This window comes from Kitasatospora sp. NPDC008050 (assembly GCF_042957465.1).
In the GTDB taxonomy this organism is placed as follows: domain Bacteria; phylum Actinomycetota; class Actinomycetes; order Streptomycetales; family Streptomycetaceae; genus Kitasatospora.
The window spans coordinates 81,507-101,882 of sequence record NZ_JBIBIJ010000003.1 but is presented as its reverse complement, the minus strand read 5'-3'; the positions used below and the strand labels follow the sequence as shown (position 1 = coordinate 101,882).

16 protein-coding genes are annotated in these 20,376 nt (G+C 72.2%); 12 read left to right on the top strand and 4 right to left on the bottom strand.

From position 1 onward, the window contains the following. Window positions 1–27: 27 nt before the first annotated feature. Window positions 28–1,227, top strand: coding sequence for a M20 family metallopeptidase (locus ACFZB9_RS07350; RefSeq protein ID WP_391444496.1), 1,200 nt, complete (start codon window positions 28–30; stop codon window positions 1,225–1,227). A 34-nt stretch (window positions 1,228–1,261) separates the two neighbouring features. Then, window positions 1,262–1,588: a nuclear transport factor 2 family protein gene (locus tag ACFZB9_RS07345; protein ID WP_391444494.1), complete on the top strand. Its 327-nt coding sequence runs from the start codon at window positions 1,262–1,264 to the stop codon at window positions 1,586–1,588. A gap of 145 nt (window positions 1,589–1,733) precedes the next feature. Here the strand turns inward: ACFZB9_RS07345 and ACFZB9_RS07340 are convergent, their stop codons facing one another. Continuing rightward, entirely contained in the window at window positions 1,734–2,207 is a 474-nt protein-coding gene (locus ACFZB9_RS07340; RefSeq protein WP_391444492.1) for a hypothetical protein, read from the bottom strand. Window positions 2,208–2,814: 607 nt separating this feature from the next. On the opposite strand from ACFZB9_RS07340, the gene ACFZB9_RS07335 reads away from it, so the two are divergent. Both ACFZB9_RS07335 and ACFZB9_RS07330 read left to right on the top strand, forming a co-directional pair. After that, window positions 2,815–4,071 carry a DUF2252 domain-containing protein gene (locus tag ACFZB9_RS07335; RefSeq protein ID WP_391444490.1) on the top strand — a complete coding sequence of 419 codons (1,257 nt, stop codon included), beginning with the start codon at window positions 2,815–2,817 and terminating at the stop codon, window positions 4,069–4,071. Window positions 4,072–4,460: 389 nt separating this feature from the next. Then, window positions 4,461–6,482, top strand: coding sequence for an ATP-binding cassette domain-containing protein (locus tag ACFZB9_RS07330; protein ID WP_391444488.1), 2,022 nt, complete (start codon window positions 4,461–4,463; stop codon window positions 6,480–6,482). A 108-nt stretch (window positions 6,483–6,590) separates the two neighbouring features. Here the strand turns inward: ACFZB9_RS07330 and ACFZB9_RS07325 are convergent, their stop codons facing one another. Next, complete coding sequence (locus ACFZB9_RS07325; RefSeq protein WP_391444487.1) at window positions 6,591–7,223, bottom strand: GyrI-like domain-containing protein; 633 nt, start codon at window positions 7,221–7,223, stop codon at window positions 6,591–6,593. Here ACFZB9_RS07325 and ACFZB9_RS07320 point away from each other — a divergent pair. Together ACFZB9_RS07320 and ACFZB9_RS07315 are read left to right on the top strand one after the other, a co-directional pair. After that, on the top strand, window positions 7,222–7,959 hold the full coding sequence (locus ACFZB9_RS07320; RefSeq protein WP_391444485.1) for a DegT/DnrJ/EryC1/StrS family aminotransferase: 738 nt from the start codon (window positions 7,222–7,224) through the stop codon (window positions 7,957–7,959). The genes ACFZB9_RS07325 and ACFZB9_RS07320 overlap by 2 nt on opposite strands. Further along, window positions 7,956–8,405, top strand: coding sequence for an NUDIX hydrolase (locus ACFZB9_RS07315; protein ID WP_391444483.1), 450 nt, complete (start codon window positions 7,956–7,958; stop codon window positions 8,403–8,405). The genes ACFZB9_RS07320 and ACFZB9_RS07315 overlap by 4 nt, the downstream gene beginning before the upstream one ends. Before the next feature lie 181 nt (window positions 8,406–8,586). Here the strand turns inward: ACFZB9_RS07315 and ACFZB9_RS07310 are convergent, their stop codons facing one another. Next, window positions 8,587–8,832 carry a hypothetical protein gene (locus tag ACFZB9_RS07310; RefSeq protein WP_391444481.1) on the bottom strand — a complete coding sequence of 82 codons (246 nt, stop codon included), beginning with the start codon at window positions 8,830–8,832 and terminating at the stop codon, window positions 8,587–8,589. A 143-nt stretch (window positions 8,833–8,975) separates the two neighbouring features. Here ACFZB9_RS07310 and ACFZB9_RS07305 point away from each other — a divergent pair, with 143 nt between their 5' ends. From ACFZB9_RS07305 to ACFZB9_RS07280, 6 genes are all read left to right on the top strand, one after another. Further along, complete coding sequence (locus ACFZB9_RS07305) at window positions 8,976–9,812, top strand: lipase family protein (RefSeq protein WP_391444480.1); 837 nt, start codon at window positions 8,976–8,978, stop codon at window positions 9,810–9,812. Between the two features lie 237 nt (window positions 9,813–10,049). Further along, window positions 10,050–10,454, top strand: a complete 405-nt coding sequence (locus ACFZB9_RS07300) for a hypothetical protein (protein WP_391444478.1) — start codon at window positions 10,050–10,052, stop codon at window positions 10,452–10,454. Window positions 10,455–10,903: 449 nt separating this feature from the next. Beyond that, window positions 10,904–11,899 carry a thiopeptide-type bacteriocin biosynthesis protein gene (locus tag ACFZB9_RS07295; RefSeq protein ID WP_391444476.1) on the top strand — a complete coding sequence of 332 codons (996 nt, stop codon included), beginning with the start codon at window positions 10,904–10,906 and terminating at the stop codon, window positions 11,897–11,899. A 52-nt stretch (window positions 11,900–11,951) separates the two neighbouring features. Next, a complete protein-coding gene (locus tag ACFZB9_RS07290; RefSeq protein ID WP_391444474.1) occupies window positions 11,952–14,732 on the top strand; it encodes a lantibiotic dehydratase in 2,781 nt (926 codons plus the stop codon). Between the two features lie 12 nt (window positions 14,733–14,744). Then, a complete protein-coding gene (locus ACFZB9_RS07285; RefSeq protein ID WP_391444473.1) occupies window positions 14,745–14,912 on the top strand; it encodes a hypothetical protein in 168 nt (55 codons plus the stop codon). 172 nt (window positions 14,913–15,084) lie between these two features. After that, complete coding sequence (locus ACFZB9_RS07280; protein WP_391444472.1) at window positions 15,085–16,359, top strand: lanthionine synthetase LanC family protein; 1,275 nt, start codon at window positions 15,085–15,087, stop codon at window positions 16,357–16,359. 50 nt (window positions 16,360–16,409) lie between these two features. Here the strand turns inward: ACFZB9_RS07280 and ACFZB9_RS07275 are convergent, their stop codons facing one another. Beyond that, the gene (locus ACFZB9_RS07275) at window positions 16,410–20,309 is read right to left on the bottom strand and encodes a hypothetical protein (RefSeq protein ID WP_391444471.1); all 3,900 of its coding nucleotides are present in this window, start codon (window positions 20,307–20,309) and stop codon (window positions 16,410–16,412) included. Window positions 20,310–20,376: the final 67 nt, after the last annotated feature.

Here is a 20,376-nt window from a genome sequence, read left to right as displayed (position 1 = left end):
CCGCACGCGGGTCCGATGGAGGTACCTGTGTCCCTGCACGACGACGCTCTCGGGCTGGCCCCGGAGCTGGTCCGGCTCCGCCACGACCTGCACCGGTTCCCCGAGCTGGGCCTCGCCCTCCCGCGCACCCAGGAGCGGGTGTTGCAGGCCCTGGACGGGCTGCCGCTGGAGGTGAGCCAGGGCTCGGCGCTGAGTTCGGTCACCGCGGTACTGCGCGGCGGGCGACCGGGGCCGGCCGTGCTGTTGCGCGCCGACATGGACGGCCTGCCGGTCGCCGAGAAAGCCGCACTACCGTTCGCCGCCGACAACGGCGCCATGCACGCCTGCGGACACGATCTGCACACCACCATGCTCGCGGGAGCCGCTCACCTGCTGGCCGCACGGCGCGAGCAGCTCCACGGCGACGTCATCTTCATGTTCCAGCCCGGCGAGGAAGGCTTCGACGGAGCCGGCGCCATGCTGGCCGAGGGGGTGCTGGACGCGGCGGGCAGGCGCCCGGTCGCCGCCTACGCCTTGCACGTGGCGTCGGCCATGCCGCACGGGGAGTTCAGCTCCCGGCGCGGACCGATCCTCGCCGCTTCGGATGCGCTGAACGTCACCGTCCACGGCGCGGGCGGCCACGGCTCGGTGCCGCACCGGGCCAAGGACCCCATACCCGCGGCCTGCGAGATGGTCACCGCCCTGCAGACCATGGTGACCCGCCACTTCGACGTGTTCGATCCCGTGGTGGTCACCGTCGGGCTCCTCCAGGCCGGTACCCAGCGCAACATCATCCCCGAGACCGCCCACTTCGAGGCGACCGTGCGCACCTTCTCCGCCGAGGCGCAGGCCAAGGTCGCCGACATCTCGGTGGAGCTGGTCAGGGCCATCGCGGCCGCCCACGGCCTGCGGGCCGAGGTCGAGTACCTCCCCGGGTACCCGGTGACCGTGAACGACGGGGCCGAGACCGACTTCCTGGCGGACACCGTCCGGGAGGCCTTCGGCGAGGAGCGCTTCCAGACGATGCCGAACCCGATGACCGGAGCGGAGGACTTCTCCCGGGTGCTGGATGCCGTTCCCGGCTCGTTCGTCTGGCTCGGCGCCGCCCCGAAGGGGACCGACCCCGACAACCTGCCGCTCAACCACTCGCCCTACGCGGAGTTCGACGACGCGGTGCTCGCCGACGGCGCCGCGCTCTACGCCGAACTCGCCACCCGCCGGCTCGCCGCCGGCGATCTCGCGGCCTGAACCCCCTTACACCGAGGAAGAGACGATCAAGCACATGACCGAACCGCGCGACGTGGTCGAGCAGCAGATCATCGCCTACAACAGTCACGACATCGACGCCTTCGTCGCCACCTATGCCGAGGGCGTCGTGATCCGGCGGCGCGACGGCAGCAGCCTGCAGGGCCGGCAAGCCCTGCGTGACCACTACACCGGGCAATTCGCCAAGGGCCGCTGCCGGGCCGAGATCCTGGGACGGCTCGGCGAAGGCGACTGGGTGGTCGACCACGAACTCGCCCACGGCGTGTCCGACGATCCGATCCGCACCCTGGTGGCTTACCGGGTGCGAGAGGGGCTGATCGACCGCGTCGACTTCCTCGGCTGAGGAGCGCAGGAATCCAGCTGGAGGAGACCTGCTCCGTGGGACGAGGGATCGTGCTCCGCTGCCGGGTACTGCCGGGGCCGCTGGGTGCTGCCGGGTACTGCCGGGGCCGCTGGGTGCCGCCGGGTGCTGCCCGGGAGCTGTTCGGTCAGCGGACGGCCGAGGCGCCGGGCGCGGGCCGGAGCGGGGCGCTCCGCAGCGTTCTGGAGGCGGTGAGGAGGACCATGGCAGCCATGATCAGGAGGGTGCCCTCCACGGCGACGCTGATCAGGGCCAGGGGTTCGGTCCAGTTGCCCTTGTCGTCGCTGTAGTCGGGCAGGCCGGGGCCCCGGGAGAGGACGAAGCCGAGCAGGGGGCCGAACGCCACCGCGGCGGCGAGCAGCCAGTCGAGCGGGTAGGCGTTGCCGCGGGCGACGCGCGGTCGGGCGCCGGCGAGGAGCAGGACCGCACAGATCACCCCGGTCACCTCCAGCACGTAGTAGCCGACGCCGACGTAGTGCGGTGTCTTGTCACCGGGAAAGCCGCCCTGGTCCTGGACATGGATCCAGGACACCGCCAGGCAGAGCAGCGCGGCTGCCGCGCGGGGGAGTGAGCGGGCACGGGGGACGGCGGGCAGGGGCATCGGAGCCTCCGGGGCAAGGGGGGAGGAAGCAGGGCACGCGCGGGCAGCAATGAGCCGGGCGCAGCGGTGGACCCGGCGAAGCCCGGACGGGGCGTCGAAATATCGTCGCGGGAAGGCGACTTGACGTTGCCCGGTCAATGCTGACGTCCGGTCAGCAGAATCGCCATGTTCCTGTCTGCTGAGATTCCTCTGAATCGCCATCGACCGGTCGACTCGTGCCATGACCAGCAGGCTATGGAGCGAGCGAGGAGAAGGTCACCCTCGGTAGCGACACTTCGCCCGTATGGAGCACCGGCCCATCGTTCGAGCTCGAAAACGCGGCCCTGGGGCCATCGGCGTACCGTGGGAGAAGGCGCCGGGAGGTCTTTCGATGACCCAGGAAGCAACCACGGTCGAAGCAGACACCGTCGAAGCAGTCACCGTCGAAGCAGTCACCGTCCAAGCAACCACGGTCGCCGACAGCGTGCGGCGACAGACACCCGAACAACGGGCTGCCCGTGGCAAGGCGGCTCGCAGGGCCGTGCCCCGCTCGAGCCATGCGCGGTTCGAGCCCGGGGCGGGTCGGCCCGATCCGGTGGATGTTCTGGAGGGCCAGTCGGCCGCGAGGGTGCCGGAGCTTGTTCCGATCCGCTACGGACGGATGATCGAGTCGCCGTTCCGCTTCTACCGGGGCGCCGCCGCGATCATGGCCAGTGACCTGGCCACCACGCCGAGTTCCGGGATCAGAGCCCAACTGTGCGGTGACGCCCACCTGTTGAACTTCCGGCTGCTGGCCTCGCCGGAACGGCACCTGCTGTTCGACATCAACGACTTCGACGAGACGCTGCCCGGCCCCTGGGAGTGGGACGTCAAGCGCCTGTCCACCAGCCTGGTGATCGCCGGGCGCGCCAACGGTTTCACGGACGCGGAGCGCGCCGCCATCGTGCTGGCCACCGTGCGGTCGTACCGCGAGTCGATGTTCCGCTATGCGGGTCTGGGCAATCTCGCCGTCTGGTACGCCCAGGCCGACATGGAGAAGGTACAGGCCCTGGAGGCCGGGCAGTTGGCGCAGGGAGAGCGCCGACGCATGTCCAAGGCGATCGCGAAGGCGCACAGCAGGGACAGCCTGCAGGTGTTCGACAAGCTGACCGAGGTGGTCGACGGCCGACGCCGGATCCACGCCGACCCGCCACTGCTGGTGCCGATCGCCGACCTGCTCCCCGGCGCCCAACGGGATGCGCTGGAGGCTGAGTTCCGCGAACTGCTCGAACGCTACGGACGCACCCTCCCGTCCGACCGCAGGTCGCTGCTCGGCCAGTTCCGGATGGTCGACATCGCCCGAAAGGTCGTCGGTGTCGGCAGCGTCGGGACGCGTTGCTGGATCATCCTGCTGCTCGGCAGGGACGACGAGGACCCCCTGTTCCTGCAGGCCAAGGAGGCGGACCGGTCCGTGCTCGCCCCCTACGCCGGCGAAAGCGAGTACCCGACCCAGGGGGAGCGGGTGGTGGCCGGTCAGCGGCTGATGCAGGCCGCCAGCGACATCTTCCTCGGCTGGGAGCGGGTCCACGGCATCGACGGCCGCCAACGCGACTTCTATGTCCGGCAGTTGCGCGACTGGAAGGGCGTCGCCATGCCGGAGCTGATGGCGCCGACCAGCCTGCGGCTGTTCGGTGAGCTCTGCGGCGCCACGCTCGCCCGCGCCCACGCGCGCTCCGGGGACCGGATCGCGATCGCCGCGTACCTGGGGCGGAGCGATGCCTTCGACCGCGCACTCGCGGCGTTCGCCGAGAGTTACGCCGACCGGAACGAACGTGACCACCAGGCCCTGGTCGACGCGGTCCGCACCGCGCGGGTCACCGCCGAGCGGGTGGACGCCGCCCCCTGACCCGGGACCGCCCGCGCAGCGACGTGTCCGCCGCTCGCCACTGTCGTAGGCGCGTAGGCGCCGCACGTGGAGGTCTCGACGCCGGGCGCCTGCCGACCGCGCCGTCCACCAGGGCGGGAGTGTCCAGCTGATCGACTGCCACCAACTCGCCGACGCCGACACGGATTCACCCGGATCGAGTGAGACCTGGCGGGACACGCCGAGCAGCCCGGCGAGCCGCTGCCAGGATCGGGGACCGCACCAGCAGCCCACCTCGTTCCGCCGAGTGCCGACCGGTACCTCTGCTCATCGAGCACGTCAACCCGCCTGTCGGCGAAGGCGCATCCGCCGCACCCTCGCCGGGCGATCCGGGCTGCCCACGCCCAGCAGCAGCCGACCGAGGGAGCAATGTGTCCGAGCACAGCGTGACCGCACAGGATCAACCCACCGACGCCGAGCCCGAGGCCGAGCCCGAAGCCGCACCCGACGCCGAACCCGAAGCCGCACCCGACGCCGAACCCGAAGCCGCACCCGACGCCCAGGAGCACGCGGAGGAGTTCCGGGCCCGCTTCCCGGGCAACTACCGGGCCAACGCCGAGCAGTCGATGTCCGTCCTGGCGATGCTTCGCCGACTGCCCCAACTCGTCCGCCGCGCCCTGTCCCTGGCCTGGGCCGCGGACCGGACGGCCACCGCCCTGCTCCTGACCTGCCAGCTGCTGTCCGGCGTGTTCGGGGCGCTCGCGCTGTACGCCACCACCGGCACGCTCAGCGCGCTGCTCGTCCCCGGCCCGGTCGGCGCCCACCTGCGGCACGCCGCGCCGTCGCTCACGGTCCTCGCCCTCTGCTCGGGCCTGCGTGCCGTCCTCGGGATCACCGTGACGAGTCTGTCGACCAAGGTCTCGCCGCAGATCAACCGGGAGGCGGACCTCGCGCTGATCGCCGCCGGCTGCCAGGCCGAGCTGAAGGCGTACGACGAGCCGTCCTACAACGAGCAGTGGGAGGCCGCCGACCGGGGCGCGGCCACGACCCCCGATCTGCTGTCGAACGCGCAGGACGTGATCGCCTCCACGGTGTCGCTGGTCGCCGCGGCCGGGGTGTTGGCGACCCTGCACCCGCTGCTCCTGCCGTTCCTGCTGCTCGGCGCCGTCCCGACCGGTGTGGCGGCTGTCCGCACCGCCCGCATCCACTACCTCGCGACCGTGACCACGAACGAGGAGCGGCAGGCGCTGCGGATCTACCGGTGGTACCTGATCGACAAGGGCCGCGCCGACCAGGTCCGCTCCGACCAGATCACCCCCTTCATGATGGACCGCTACCGCCGGACCGAGGCCCGGATCACCGCGGCCACCGAACAGGCCGCCCGCAAGGCCGCCAAGGTCTCCTTGTGGGCGGCCGTCGGCACCGGCGCGGGCAGTGCCCTCGTCTGGGGCACCCTGCTGTACCTCATCGCCACCGGCCGTATCGGGCTCGCGGCAGCCGGTGGCGCGACCTTCGCGCTGCGCACCGCCGCCAGCGGCGTGCAGGGCATGGTCGGCAACGGCACCCGCCTCTACCGGATGGGCCTCTACCTGGACGACTACTTCCGCTTCCTCGACGAAGCCGGTGGCCACCGGATCGAGCGCGGCCCCATCACCCCGCCCGCGCCCGAGCTGGTCGAGATCAAGGGCCTGACCCACACCTACCCGGGCGACCAGCAGGAACCCGCCCTCCAGGACATCGACATGACGCTGCGCCGCGACGAGATCGTGGCCGTGATCGGACAGAACGGCAGCGGCAAGTCCACCCTCCTCAAACTCCTCGCCGGCCTGTACCTGCCGCAGTGCGGACAGATCACCTGGGACGGCGTTCCGGTCGAGCAGCTGGACGCCGACGGGATGTGGAGCAAAGTCGCCCGCGTCCCCCAGGAGTTCGCCCGCTGGCCGCTCAACGCCGCCGAGAACATCCACCTGGGGCAGCTCACCGACGACCTGATGGGCGAAGTCCAGCGCGCGGCGGCGAGGACCGGCTTCGACGAGATCGTGGAACGCCTGCGGTCGGGCTGGCGCACCCTGCTGGCGCAGGGCTGGATGGGCGGCGCGGAGCTGTCCGGCGGCGGCTGGCAGCGCGCCGCGGTCGCGCGCGCCCTCTACCGCACCACCCTCAACCCCGGACTGCTGATCCTCGACGAGCCGACCTCCGACCTCGACCCGCGCGCCGAGCACAGGATCCTGCACGCCCTGCGGGGCTTCGCTCCCGGGCGGATCACCCTGCTGGTGACGCACAACATCGCCAACGCCGCTGTCGCCGACCGGGTGATCGTCATGGACAAGGGCCGGATCATCCAGACCGGCAGCTGGCAGGAGCTCGCCGGGCAGCAGGACGGCCTGTTCCGCGAACTCCTCGACCTCCAGCGCGACCGCGCCGTCCCCAACCAGCGCACCACCACCGAGTAGCGACGGCCCCTCACCGCCGATGCCCCCTGACCACCGACCGCCGCTGGCCACCGACCGCCGCTGGCCACCGACCCTCCGAAAGGACCGGGTGAACCGAGCGAAGCACCGCTAGCCGTTCGAGCGGAAGATGGGCCAGCCGACCTCGGTGACCCAGTCGTGCTCGCCGGCCACGTCGAGCCCGCTGCGCAGGTAGAACTCGCGCAGCGGGCCGTCGACGCCGATCTCGTGGCGTGCGGCGTGGACGCCCAGGTCACCGTAGGTGAGGTCGATGGTCTGGAGGGGTCCGTGGTGGACCGCGACCGCGACCGCGAGCTCCGCGCCGGGCACGACCACGGCCTCGATCCGGCCGACCGGGCGCGCAGCGCCGTCGACGGGGACGAACACGAGCGCCTCACCGCGCTCGTCCTCGAGCAGCTCGCTCGCGAACAGACCGCCCATCGGGCCGGTGCGGCGCACTCCTCGGGCCGTGACGAAGCCGTGCAGCTCGCCGAGGGCGCCCTGCCACCAGCTCACCACGTCCCGCCGGTCGACGGCTTCGCGGATGCCGATGGCCGGCTGCTCACGGACCGTGCGGTATTCGATGGCCGACCCGTGCGCCGACCGGGACAGCAGCTCGCGCAGCGATTCGACGGCGCTCTGCGCCTGCACGAGCCGGTCCTCCAGCCGCGCGAGATGCGCGCTGATCAACTCGTTGCGGGTGCTCACGTCCGCTGCGGCGAGCACCGCTCTCACGTCCGCCATGCTCGCGCTCCGGGGCATCGCCAAGACCCACAAACTGGCCCTGCTGGAGGACGGCTCCCACGCCCACGGCGCCTCGCACGGCGGGCAGAAGGTCGGGACGTCCGTCCTCACCGACAACGACGACACGTACTACCGGGTGCTGACCTTCGCGCACTACAACAAGCGGGCCAAGTCGGAGATCCCGGAAGGCCATCCGCTCGCACGGTACGCGGTCACCGGCTCCGGCCTCAAGCTCCGCATTCACCCGCTGGCCGCCGCCCTCGCGCGCGACCAGCTCGGCCGCCTCGACAGCTACCTCGCCGGGCGGGCCGAGACCGCCCGCTACCTGAGCGAGCAATTCGCCGACCTGCCCGGCCTGGAGGTCATCGCGATGCCCGACGGAGTGATCCCGTCCTGGTACGGGTTGACGCTCACCTACCGGCCCGACGAGCTGGGCGGGCTGGGCATCGACCGGTTCCACCAGGCGCTCCTGGCCGAAGGCGCCACCGAGTTCGACCGGCCCGGCTCGACCTGCCCGATGAACCAGCTCCCGCTGTACCGGCAGCCCGGCCCGCTGTTCCCCGGCCACCCGCACTCCCACCGCTGTTACGCGGACGGGGACTTCCCCATCGCCGAGCACACCTACCAGCACACGATCAAGCTCCCCGTCTGGCATCGTGAGGAGGATCTTCCGCTGGCCGAGAGTTACGTCCGCGCGGCCCGCAAGGTGATCGACCACCACAAGGAGCTTCTGTGAGTGCCTCCCTCTTCGCCACCGAACCCGACTTCGTCCCAGGCCTCCTGGCCGAAGCCGAGCAGGCAGGTATCGGGCAGTTCGTCGTCGGCGCGCTGATCACCGACGAGACCGGCCGCGTGCTCCTGCTGCGACGCAAGCCCGACGACTTCCTCGGCGGGCTGTGGGAGCTGCCCGGAGGCGGCGTCGAGCCGGGCGAGCACCTGGAAGAGGCCCTGAGCCGGGAGATCATGGAGGAGACCGGCCTCACCCTCTCCGAGGTCACCGGCTACGTCGGTACGTTCGACTACTCCTCCGACAACGGCCTGATGACCCGCCAGTTCACCTTCGCCGTCACCGTCGAGAAGCACGCACCGGTCATCCTCACCGAGCACGACGACTCGACCTGGGTGGACCGGAGTGATTTGCCCAACGTGAGCGACGAGACGCGAGTGCTCCTCACTCACTGACATCCCATGTGACGGCTCGCTCCTCGATGCGATGGAGGAGCGAGCCGCGCGGGTCGGGGAGCCGACCACCGGCTCCCCGACCCGAGCAGTGACGGTCTCTCACCACCGACACCCCCCTGACCACCGACCGCCGCTGGCCACCGACCCTCCGAAAGGACCGGGTGAACCGAGCGAAGCACCGCTAGCCGTTCGAGCGGAAGATGGGCCGGCCGACCTCGGTGACCCAGTCGTGCTCGCCGGCCACGTCGAGGGGGCTGCGCAGGTAGAACTCGCGCAGCGGGCCGTCGACGCCGATCTCGTGGCGTGCGGCGTGGACGCCCAGGTCACCGTAGGTGAGGTGGATGGTCTGGAGGGGTCCGTGGTGGACCGCGACCTTCCCGCGCCCGCAGCACACGCCGCCATCGCCGCACGGCGGCGTGAGGGCCACCGCGCCGGCCCCGAATCCGCGCCATGAGCACGCGCTCGCGCCACTGCGTCCGGATGGGTGGCAGGTGGCGCGGCCAGGCCCTGTCGGTTCGTACACCGGGCTATGTTGCTGTGCGACCCGACCCGGCCTCCTGGAGGACCCCGATGACCATCCCCGCCCTGGACCACTCCGCGACCGGCTACTCCCTGGCGCACGCCTACTGGATGGCCCAGGCGGCCGGGCTGGCCATGCAGGACCCGGACGCCATCGAGGCCCAGGCCCGCGCGTGGGGCTTCGACGAGGTGCGCAACTTCGAATCCCCGCACCGGATGCCGTTCCCGATCGAGGACACCCAGGCCTACGTCATGGCCAGCGACCGCATGATCGTCACCGGGTTCCGCGGCACCGAGGTCCTGAAGATCTATGACTGGCTGACGGACGTCAACACCCCGCCCGTTCCCGGGCCGGACGACAAGGGCTTCGTCCACTACGGCTTCAACCAAGCCCTGCGGTCCGTCTACCCCCAGATCCGCGACACCATCCAGGAGCTGCGCACCGAGAACCAGAGCGTCTGGTTCACCGGTCACAGCCTCGGCGGCGCCCTGGCCATGCTGGCCGGCGCCCACTTCTACTTCGAGCAGCCGCGTCAACTGCCCGACGGCGTCTACACCTACGGCCAGCCCCGCACCTGCGAGCGCCTGCTCGCCGGCCTGCACAACACCGCCTTCAAGAACCGTTGCTACCGCTTCGTCAACAACAACGACATCGTCCCCCAGCTGCCGCCCGAGCCGGTCTTCACCCACGTGGACACCGTGCGCTACTTCGACGCCGACGGGAAGCTCCACGAGACCATGCCGTTCATCGCCGGGCTGAAGGACCGGGTCAAGGGCTACCGCCAGGACATGTTCGCCCCCGAGACCGACGGCATCAAGGACCACCACCTGCGCAACTACCTGGCCGCGTTCGAGAAGAACCTCGCCACGTCCGGCGCCAAGGGCTGACCTGCGACTGCCGGTGAGAGCCCGCGGCCGGCGCGGCTGCGGCCTGCCGGCCCGGACCCTGAGGACGAAGAGCTGCGGTGGCGGGCCGGCACCTGCCGGATCGAGGCCGCCGACTCGATCATCCGCAGCCGCGCGGCCTGGCCTGACCCGGCTGTCCATCAGATGTCTATCGGGTGCCCCCACCCTCTTCAGGTGCCCGGTCACCGGATCGGGCCACGGTCGAGAGGGAGAACCATCATGTTCGTCAACGGAGTCAGGAAGGCCGCTGTGGCGCTGGTCGGCACGGCGCTGGCCGGCGGCATCGCGCTGATGGGTGCGGGCACCGCCTCGGCGTCGACCGGCGGTGGCTGCGGTGGTCCCGCCTGGGAGCAGACCTGCCTGAGCGAGGGGAACGGTCAGGTCACGGCGACGGTGAACTCCAACCTCGGCAGCAGCAGCTGCAACGAGGAGGTCATCATCTGGGACTACACCACCGGAGCCCGGGCCCTCGACACCACGATCCCCTGTCACAGCGGCTCGTACAGCTTCAGCTATTCCCTCGACAACCCGACCTGGGGCCACGACTACAAGGCCGAGGCGCGCTTCTACTGGCAGGGCGGGTCGGGCTACGACTACCAGGTCAGCCCCGACCTCCACTACTGACCGGCACTGATACCGGTAACCGGTACTGACCGGTACTGACTGGTACTGACCGGCCCCCTTCGAGCGGGCCGGGCAGCGTGCGCGAGGCGTCGCCCCGATCGGCGGCGGCGTCCGCGGCTGCCCGGTCCGCTCTTCCCGTCCGCTCTCAAGTAGTTCGCTGAGCTGCGCAGCCGGTCCCGGGCAGGCCTGACGCCCCGTCGCCCGCAGGTACTCGCGGCAGGGGCCGTTGCTGTGGCTCGTGTCGCACGAGCCCTGCTGCGGCGTCCGCTGGGGACTGGTGCGATGCGCGGGGTGTGTGCCCGCAGGGTGCGCCCCCAGCACGTGCCGTCTCGTATGTGCGCCGAGCGCAACTTTGTTCATCATATGAGTATTCGCCTTCCGTTTTTCAAGCGGACCGAATTGTGGAAATCCGAGGAGTAGAGCGGAAATCACAAGGAAGGCGGGGCGACGTGTTGGAGGTCGAACGTTTGCTGGCCGACTGTCTCCGGGATGCGCGCGAAAATCCCCTGGGGACGGTACCGGTTGATTCCGCGAGCCCCGAATACGACGCCGCGCGCCACACTTTTCTGACGGCCGGACTGGCCGCACTGCGCGACGATGTGCCGGAGGGTGGCTGGGTCCAGATCAACCTCGCGCCAGGGCCGACGGCCTGGCGCCGGACGTACCGCGTCGTCGCGGACACGGCCCACAAGCTGATCGCCGCCGGCGAGGCGCGTTCCTTCTTCTTCATGCACAAGCCGCCGGGACTGCGGGTCCGATTCGATGCCGGCGGGCCGGATACCGGGGCGCTGCGCAGGGAACTGACGCGTTGCTTCGACGATCTGGACGGACAACAGCGTCCGCCGTTGTGCGGAAGGTACGAGCCGGAGACGTATCTCTTCGGCGGCCCGCTGTCCATGCACTACGTGCACGATCTGTTCACGGTGGATTCCCTCGCCTGGCTCGATCACCACGACGCCATCGCGGCGGCAGCGGCGGCAGCGGCGGCAGCGACGACGGCGACGCCGGAGCCGCCGACGCCGGCGGACTGGCGGTTGTCCCTCTATCTCCTTGGTGAACTCCTCTGCGGGCTCGGCATCGTCGGCTGGGAGCACCGCGGGGTCTGGCAGGTGGTACGGGACGACACCGGGCGCAGACTGGGCACCGGCCTGGACGACGACGCCCGGCGCGCCGCTGCCGGCATTCTCGCGGCCTGGGAAGCCGGAGGTCCGGGCCTGCTCGCTCCGGTGCCGCCGGAGCGGCGAGTGGCGATCCAGGCGCACGGGGAGGCCGTGCGCCTGGCTGCGGAGCGGTGGCGCACCGGGTATTTCGAGTCCGGCGACGCGGTGATCGGCCCGCGCCGCGCCGCCGCCCACTACGTCATCTTCCACTGGAACCGGGGACGCCTCTCCGGGGCCCGACAGAGCCTGCTGACCCACGCGCTCGTCGGTGACGGGAGGCCATGACGTGTACGAGGACCGGAAGCTGGGCGGAACGGCATTGCTCCGCGTGGCCGGCATGCCCTTGGCAGCGTGGGCGTCGGCAGGCAACCCGGAGCTGTTCACCCAGGTCGCCGACCACGCCCGGCAGGACGAGGAGCGAGCCGAGCACTCCCGCGCGCTGGCAGAACAGTTGGGCGCCATCGTCGTACCGCACGAAGGCCTCACACCCGCCGACCGCCGCGCCGTGCTGGCCCTGCGCCGTCGGCTGCACGCCGGCGCCGTGCCGGGCCCGGCCGACTGCCGGCTGCTGGACCGGTTGCCCCTCGCCGCTGACCTCGCCGCTGACCTTGCCGCTGATCTCGCCGCGGACGCCGCGCACTTGTCCCACCTGGGGGAGTCCGCAGCAGCGGCCCTGCGGCGGCTGGAGTGCGCGGTGGCCGCCGAGCGCGAGCGCGTGGGTGCCCTGGGCTGGTCCCTGGTGTGCGCGTCTCCCGTCATGCGGGCCTTCCTGGACGAGGCAGACCCAGGAGCCGCTGCGGACGTGGCTGCGCGGTTGGCGGCGGGCGAGTCCTGGAGCGGGAAGCGGTTGCGCAAACGTGGGGCGTACATATGGCGGGCCGTCGGCCGGGCCGCGGCGAAGACCACCCCGCGCGGCTGGGTCGGCCAGATCGCCCTGGTGCCGGTCACCGCGCCGGACGAGGCCGGGGGCGGGGACGAGGACGGCGGCACTGCGCCACGGCTCGTCCCACCCGGCTCGGCCCTCGGCGAGTTGGCAGCCGAGGCCGTGGAGAACGTCCATGCGATGCGCGCCCGGCTCGGCGCCCTGGACTTGCGGGTGGCGGACCAGGCCACCCTGCTGGCTCTGGCACCGCTGCACTTCCTCCAACCGTCGGGCACCGGATCCGACACCGGTGTGCTGCGCTGCTGGGTGATCGACCCACGCGAACGTGCCCGGATGCGGCAGGTCGTCCTGCGCCGAGTCCGCCCACTGGAGGCTGTGCTGGCTCTTCTGGCCGACGGCCCACGCCCCTTGGGTGACCTCGAAGCAGCCCTGCTGCGCCGGGCGACGACCGGCACAGCAGCGATCGGCGCGGCGCCTCCCGATCCCGCCGTGCTCCGCGGTTTCCTCGCGCACCTGCTCGGGCTCGGTGTACTCCAGGCCTGCGCGGCCCCGCGCCGCAGCGCCACGGGCTGGCACGCCGCCGGGGCCGTCCGCACACTCGGCGCCCTCCCGCAACGGGTACCGGTACCGGTACCGGTGTCGCTACCGCTACCGCTACCGCTACCGCTACCGCTACCGCTACCGCTACCGATACCGAGCGACGGCCCCGCCCCGCCCGCACCGGAGTCGGTACCCCGCACCACCACCTCCGCCGCCCCCGCCGACCACTCCCACCCGTGGTTCACCGACTCCTACCGCACCACCACCTCCGCCGTACCCGCAGCCGCCGCCCACCAGGTGCAGCAGGGCCTCGGCATCGCCGCGCGCGTGGCCTGGCTGCGCGAAGCCGACCGGAGCACGCCACCGGACGCGCTCCGGCTGCCCGCAGAGCTGGCGCAGCTCACCGGAGAACCGTGTCCGCTCGGCGAACTCCTCGCCCGCCATCTGCCGGACGGCTCCGCCCCGCCGGCGCAGACCACGCAGACCCTGCGCCGCTCCACGGGCTGGCACCCCGCCGAGACCCCTGGCTCGGGTTACGCGAGGCTGCTGGCTCACCTGTCGGCCCAGGCCGGCAGCGCCCACGCCGGCACCGGCACCGGGCAGGTCGACCTGGACGACGACCTGCTGGACGCCCTCGGCGCGCCACCGGCCCGAACCGTGCTGCCGCCCTGGCCCCTGGACTGCCTGCTGCGTCCGCTGTCAGGCCACGGGCCGGTCGCCGTCCTGGAGAGCGCCTCGGCGGCGGGCATGCTGGACGCACGGTTCGCCGACGCGCTCCACACCCTGTACGGCGGATACGACAACCTCCGGGACTACCGGGACTACCTCACCTCCGTGGAGCGGCTGTCCGGGGCCCGCTTCGTCGAGGTGCTGGTCCCGCCGCTGGCCGAGCGCGCCGCCAACGCCGTTCGGCGGCCCGTCATCACCGGCTGGTGGACAGGTGACCCTGACCCCACGCCGTACCAGGGCCCGTCCGGCCTGACGGCCCGCTACCTGCCGCTGGACCGCATCACCCTGCGACGTGACGGCTCGCAGATCATCGCCGAGGCCGACGGGTACCGGCTCCTGCCCGTCCACCACGCCACCCGCACGCCCCTGCCCCCGTACGACCTCCTGCTCCGGCTGCTGCTGTCCGCCGGCCACCCGGCGGTCGCACAGGTCATCTGTCTGGACGGCCTCGCCCAGGCGTTCCCCGACACGGACCACCTGCCCCGGGTGACCGTCGGCGGCACTCTGGTCGTCAGCCCCGCGGCCTGGCGGGTGCCGCGAGCCCGGCTGTGGCGGCCCGGCGAGAGCGACCTGGCCAAGGTGCGTGCCCTCGCCGGCCTCGGGCGCTCCGCCGGACTGCCGCGCTTCGCGTTCGTACGGGCCGTACCCCACGCGAAACCGGTGCCCGTGGACTTCAACGCACTGACCGCCGTACCCCTGCTGGAGCGCATCTGCGCCCAGCAGCCCGGCGAGGACCTGCTGGTCGAGGAGATGCTTCCCGCCCCCGGCGACCTGCTGCTCCACGATCCCCTGCACGGCGGTGCCACCGTCGCCGCCCAACTGCTGTTGCGACTTCCGCACGACCGGAGCGCCGAGGACCTCGCGGTGCTCACCGTCGCCGCCCTGCGCGGCGAATCCGACGTCCCCGGGGCACTTGCTCCCAGTGGGCGGGCCACCGGGGCGGCCCACACCGATCACCAGTCCTGAAGGAGGACAACCATGCCCGACACCATGCTGCTCACCGACCTCGACGCCCTGATCAGCGACCTGGACGAGCGCATCACCGAGACCACCCTGCCGACCCCCGAGGCCTCCTCCGGCAACTGCAGCGGTCTGTGCACCGTGGCCTGCGCCACGGTCCTCATCTGCACCATCATCGTCTGTTGATGCTCGGTCAGGCACTCCGAGGGCACCTCGGAGTGCCTGACCGCACCACCCGGAAGCGGCTTCCGACGGCCGCACCACCGGCGTCCCGCCTGGCCTCGTCCGGCTCGTCCGGCCGCGAGGGCGGGGCGCCGACCCGTCAACCCTGCCGGCCCGTCATTCCTGAGGAGGCGCCGTGCCACAGCGCACCGAGAAGGCCGAGCACACCGCCACAGCCGCCACAGCTGCCACAGCCGTCACTGCCGCCACAGCCGTCACCGAACTCGCGGCCCGGCTCCTCGACGACTGGTCCGCGCGCTCTCACGAGGGCCTGGCAGGCGCCGAGCCCCCCTCCGACCCGGGGGTTCCTGTCCTGGCGTCCCTCGTGCACGCCGCCGGAACGCCGGAGGCCGAGCAGTCCGCGGCGCGTGCCGTAGCGGTGTGGGCCCGCACTGCCGGCCGGGGCCCGGGCCACTGCGGGCTGTACGACGGCGGCCTGGCCGGAACGCTGGTGGGCCTGCGCCTGGGCGCCCGGGTGCACCCGGGACTGCACCCGGTCGCCGACCGGCTCCGGGACCACTTGGTCAGCACCGCACCGGTCCCCGGCTGGCGACGTGAGCAGGTCGCCTTCCAGGACTACGACCTGATCACCGGACCGTCCGGCATCCTGCTCGCCCTGAGCGCGGGCGCCAGTGTGGGCGCCAGTGCGGGCGCCCGCCCCACGCCGGCCGAACTCGGCCCGTTCGCCGACCATGTGACGCAGCTGTGCGACGCCGACGAGCTGCCACGACTGCGGACGGGGGGCTATGCCGGTCACCCGAACCTGGCCTGGATCGACGGACGGATCAACACCGGGATGGGCCACGGCACCGCCGGAGTCGTCGCCGCGCTCACCGCGGCGCTCCGCCACCTCGGCCCGCGCCCCGACCTGACCCCTGCCCTGCGCCGCGCGACGCGGTGGCTGATGCGGCAGTCCTTCGACGACACCCGCTCCATCCGCACCTGGGACGGCGCCGGACTCGACGGCGCGCCGCCCGCCGGACCGCGCGCCCGCCAGGCCTGGTGCTACGGCACCCCCGGAGTGTCCTGGGCGCTGTGGGACGCGGCGGACGCACTGGGGGAGGGGGAGACGGCCGCCTGGGCCGCGGCAGCCTTCAGCACGCTCGCCGAACGGTACGACGAGCGCTTCCACCTCTTCGGCGACCGCCCGGCCGACGTCCTGGCCCTGTGCCACGGTGCCGCAGGCGTACTGATGGTGGCCGACGCCTTCGCCCACCACGCCCGCCTGCCCGCCGCGGCCGCGCTGAAGGCCCGCCTGCTCGCGCACCTGCTGGACCGCCTGCCCGCGGTGCAGGCCCTCGGCGGGGAAGGGATGGGACTGCTCGGGGGAGCAGCGGGCCCGCTGTGCGCCCTGCTCACCGCGGGCCGCGGTGCCTCACGAGCCTGGCTGCCCTGCCTCGGCCTGCGCTGAGCCGACCGAGTCAGGCGCCGCAGCTGCTCGCCGTTGCCGAGCGCGGGTGGTCAGGGGCACGGTGCGTGATAGGGGAGTTCGGGGAGGTAGCGGCGCCAGGTCTGGGGGGTCAGGGTGTCGGCGCTGGTCGCACAGACCCAGCCGATGGCGGCTTTCGGGTCGAGCACGGTGAGTTGGACGGTCCGGTCGTCACTCGCGCTGGCGATCAGTCTGCCGTCCGGGCTGACCGCACCTTCGTCGATCGGCCCGGTGTGCGTGGTCAGCGGTCGCCCCAGCGGCTGGGCGAGGGCGGGGTCGGCCACGTCCCAGAGCCGGACGGTGCCGTCGTCGCTGCTGCTGGCCAGTGTGCGGCCGTTGGGAAGGAAGGCGACCCAGTACGCCCAGCTGGTGTGCCCGACCAGGGGCTGACCGAGGGCGAGGGGGCGGGAGCGGTCGGAGACGTCCCACAGCCGTACGGTGTGGTCGAGCCCGGCGGTGGCCAGAGTGCGGCCGTCCGGGCTGAACGCGGCATACTCCAGGCCACCTGAGTGGGTGTCCAGTGGTGGGCCCGAGGCTGTGGGCCGGGTGGGATCGGCGATGTTCCACAGCCGTACCGTGTCGTCGGCGCTCGCGGTGGCCAGGGTGCGGCCGTCCGGGCTGAATCCGGTCCAGTACACGTAGTCGGTACTCCCGGTCAGCGGTGTGCCGAGGGCGACCGGGTGTGCCGGATCTGTGATGTTCCACAGGTGTACGGCCCGGTCCTTGCCGGTGGTGGCCAGCAGGCGGCCGTCCGGGCTGAAGACCGCCATCGCGATGCTGTCGGGACCGTAGGTGAGAGGCGGGCCCCAGACAGCGGGGTGCACCGGGTCGGTGATGCGCCACAGCCTGGCGGTGCCGTCCCTGGCGGTGCTCACCAGGGTGCGGCCGTCCGGGCTGAACGACACCCAGACGATGGGAAGGGTGTGACCCGACGCCACCGTGCTGAGCTGGACCGGGTGTTGCGGGTCCGCGATGTTCCAGATCTGGATGATCTGATCGTTGCCCGCGCTCGCCAGCAGCCGTCCGTCGGAGCTGAGGGCGACGGCATTGACGTAGCTGCGGGCACCGGTCAGCCAGCCCGTCGGCAACTGCCACACCCGCAGGGTGTGGTCGGCTGCCGCACTGACCAGGGTGCGTCCGTCCGGGCCGAAGGCGAGGGCGTACACGGCCCCGGTATGGCCGGTCAGCGGGTGGCCCAGCGGAATGGGGCTGGTCGGGTCGCTGAGGTTCCACAACCGGACGGTCCCGTCCCCGGCCGCGCTGGCCAGGGTGCGGCCGTCGGGGCCGAAGACGACCGCGCGGACCACGTCGGTATGACCGCTCAGCGGTTGGCCCAGCGCGGCCGGGTGCGCCGGGTCACGCAGGTCGACCAGGCGGACCTTCTGGTCGCCGCATGCCAGGGCCAGCAGGTGCCCGTCCGGACTGAACGCCGCTCCGTACACGTCGGTGGAGCCGACCGCGACGGCGACGGGTCCGGCCGGCTGCCCGGCGGCCGTGATGCCGTAGAGCTCCACCGTCCCCCCGCGTTCGGTGACGGCCAGGGTGCGCCCGTCCGCGCTGACGGCCAGGGACGTCGGTGGCCCGTGCGCGTCCGGCATCCGCGCCAGCTGAGTCGGGTGCGTCGGTTCGGTCACGGACCACACGCTCACGGCGCCGTCCGATCCCGCGGTCATCAGGACGCGGCCATCCGGGCTGAACGCGACCGCGACCGCGGAAGCAGAGCCGCTGGAACCGACGGCGCTGACGTTGGCGAGCGGCCTTGGGTGCGTGGGGTCCGCGACGTCCACCAGCCGGATCGAGCCGTCGTCCGCCGCGGCGGCTACCAGCCGGCCCTGGGGGGCGTAGGCCAGGGCGTGGATCGAGTGGCTGCGAAGATCGAGGCCGGCCACCAGCTGCTCGGGTCGGCCGGGAGCCGCGAGCCGCCAGAGCCGCAGCACGCCGTCAGCGCCGGCGCCGGCCACTGTGTGCCCGTCCGGGCTGTACGCGACCGCGGAAACGGCGTCGGTGGATCCGGTCAGGCGGTACGACAGGGCCGTGTTCTCCGCATCGAGCAGTGCCGAGTAGGCGTCTGCTGTCGGATCCAGCCGGTAGGAGGCAAGGGTGAGTTGGGCGGCCAGGGAGGGGTCGGTGGGCCGCAGCTGGTCGGCTTCGGCAAGCGCCTGTCCGGCCACCGCCCGGTCACGCGCCGTCCGGGCCGAGGCACGCTGCTGAAAGGCCAGGACCGCGGCGCCGGATGCGATCAGGGCCAGGACGGTGAGCACCGCGACCACGGCCTGTCTGGTGCGGGCCGCACGCTGTTCATGGCGGACCGAGGCGGTGAGGAACTCCCGTGCGCGTTGCGGCAGCGGATCCGCGCCGCCCTCGGAGCTCGTGGCCCAGGCGCGTGCGGCATCCAGGCGGCCGCCCCGGTAGAGCAGGCCGCCGTCGCGGCCCTCGCGCTCCCAGTGCTGGGCGTCGTCATGGAGTTGCTGACGGAGCAGCAGCTCGGTCCGGTTCTCGCTGATCCAGCCGCTCAGCCGTGGCCAGGCGTGCAGCAGCGCCTCATGAGTGATCTCCACGGTGTCCCGGTCCAGGGTCACCAGGCGAGCGGCGGCCAGGGCCTCCAGGACGGGACCACTCTGGTCCGTGTCGTCGAGGTCGGCTCGCCGAACGCGACGCCTGGTGTCGTCCGTTCCCTCGCCGAGGGCCACCAGGCGCAGCAGGATGGTGCGGGCAGCGGCACGTCGGCGCTCGCTCAGGCTTGTGTAGAGGTCCTCCGCGGTGCGTGTCAACGCGTGCCGGATCCCTCCGCAGGCCTCGAACTCGGCCAGGGTCAGGGTGTGGCCGCGGCGCCGCCGCCAGGTTTCGCGCAGCGCGTGCGAAACCAGCGGAAGGACGTTGGCCTGCCCGGTGGCGTCCGCCACCACCTGAGCGAGCAGTGCGCCCTCGACGATGGCGCCGGCGGCGGTGGCCGGCTCGCTGATGGCCCGGCGCAGTTCGTCGGTGGTCATCGGACCGACCAGCAGATGGGCGTCGCGCAACGCCTCGACGAGGTCCGGGAACCGGGAGCAGTGGGCGTAGAAGTCCGCCCGCACGCCCAGCAGGACCCGGGTACGGCTGTTGGCAGCCTGAGCGGCGGTCACCAGCGCGCTGATGAACAGGGCGCGCTCCTGCGGGTCGGCGCAGAGGGTGAAGGCTTCCTCGAACTGGTCCACCACGATCAGCAGGTCCGTCCCAGGAGGGTGTTCGCTCAGCGCCCGCAGGACGTTCAGATGCAGTGCGCGGGGGTCGTCCTGTAACTCACCGTGGAGAGCGGTGACCGACAGGCCGCCGAGCGCGGCCAGCTTGGCGGCGCACTCCTCGATCGGATGGGCCCCCGGGGTGAACAGCAAGGTCGGCCGGCTGCCGGGCCCAGTGGGCGGGCCGCACCGTAACCGGGGCAGTACACCGGCTCGTAGCAGCGACGACTTCCCCGAGCCGGAGGCGCCGAAGACGCCCAGGAACCTGCCCGCGCGGACGCGCGCGACCACCTCGTCGGTGAGCCGTTCACGCCCGAAGAACCGTTCGGCGTCCTCGGGCTGGAAGGAGGCCAGGCCCACGTAGGGGCAGGGACCTTCCGTGCCGGGAGCGCCGTCAACGCGGTCCGGCTGCGCCGGAGCCAGCTCGTCGGCGGCTCGACGCCAGCGGGCCTCCCAGTGAGCCAGATCGCCCCCACAGGCCCCGGCGTACGCCAGCGTCACCGCCAGGCTCGGCAGCTTCCGGCCGCCGGCGGCGTCGGCCAGGGTCGTGGAGGAGTAGTGGGCCGAGCGCGCCAGTTGCCGGTAGGGCGGGCTGCCGGCCTTGTGCCGCAGGGCCCGCAGTTCAGCCGCGAAGCAGGTCAGCGCGTCGTCTGCGCGTTCCAGCGGACGTTCCCCCCGCGGCACGGCAGCCCCCTGGCTCGTCTGGTCCCGCATCGGTTCGCGGACACCATTGTCCGGTGGGTGTTGTCCGGTGTCCAGACGCCGACACCGGACAACGCGG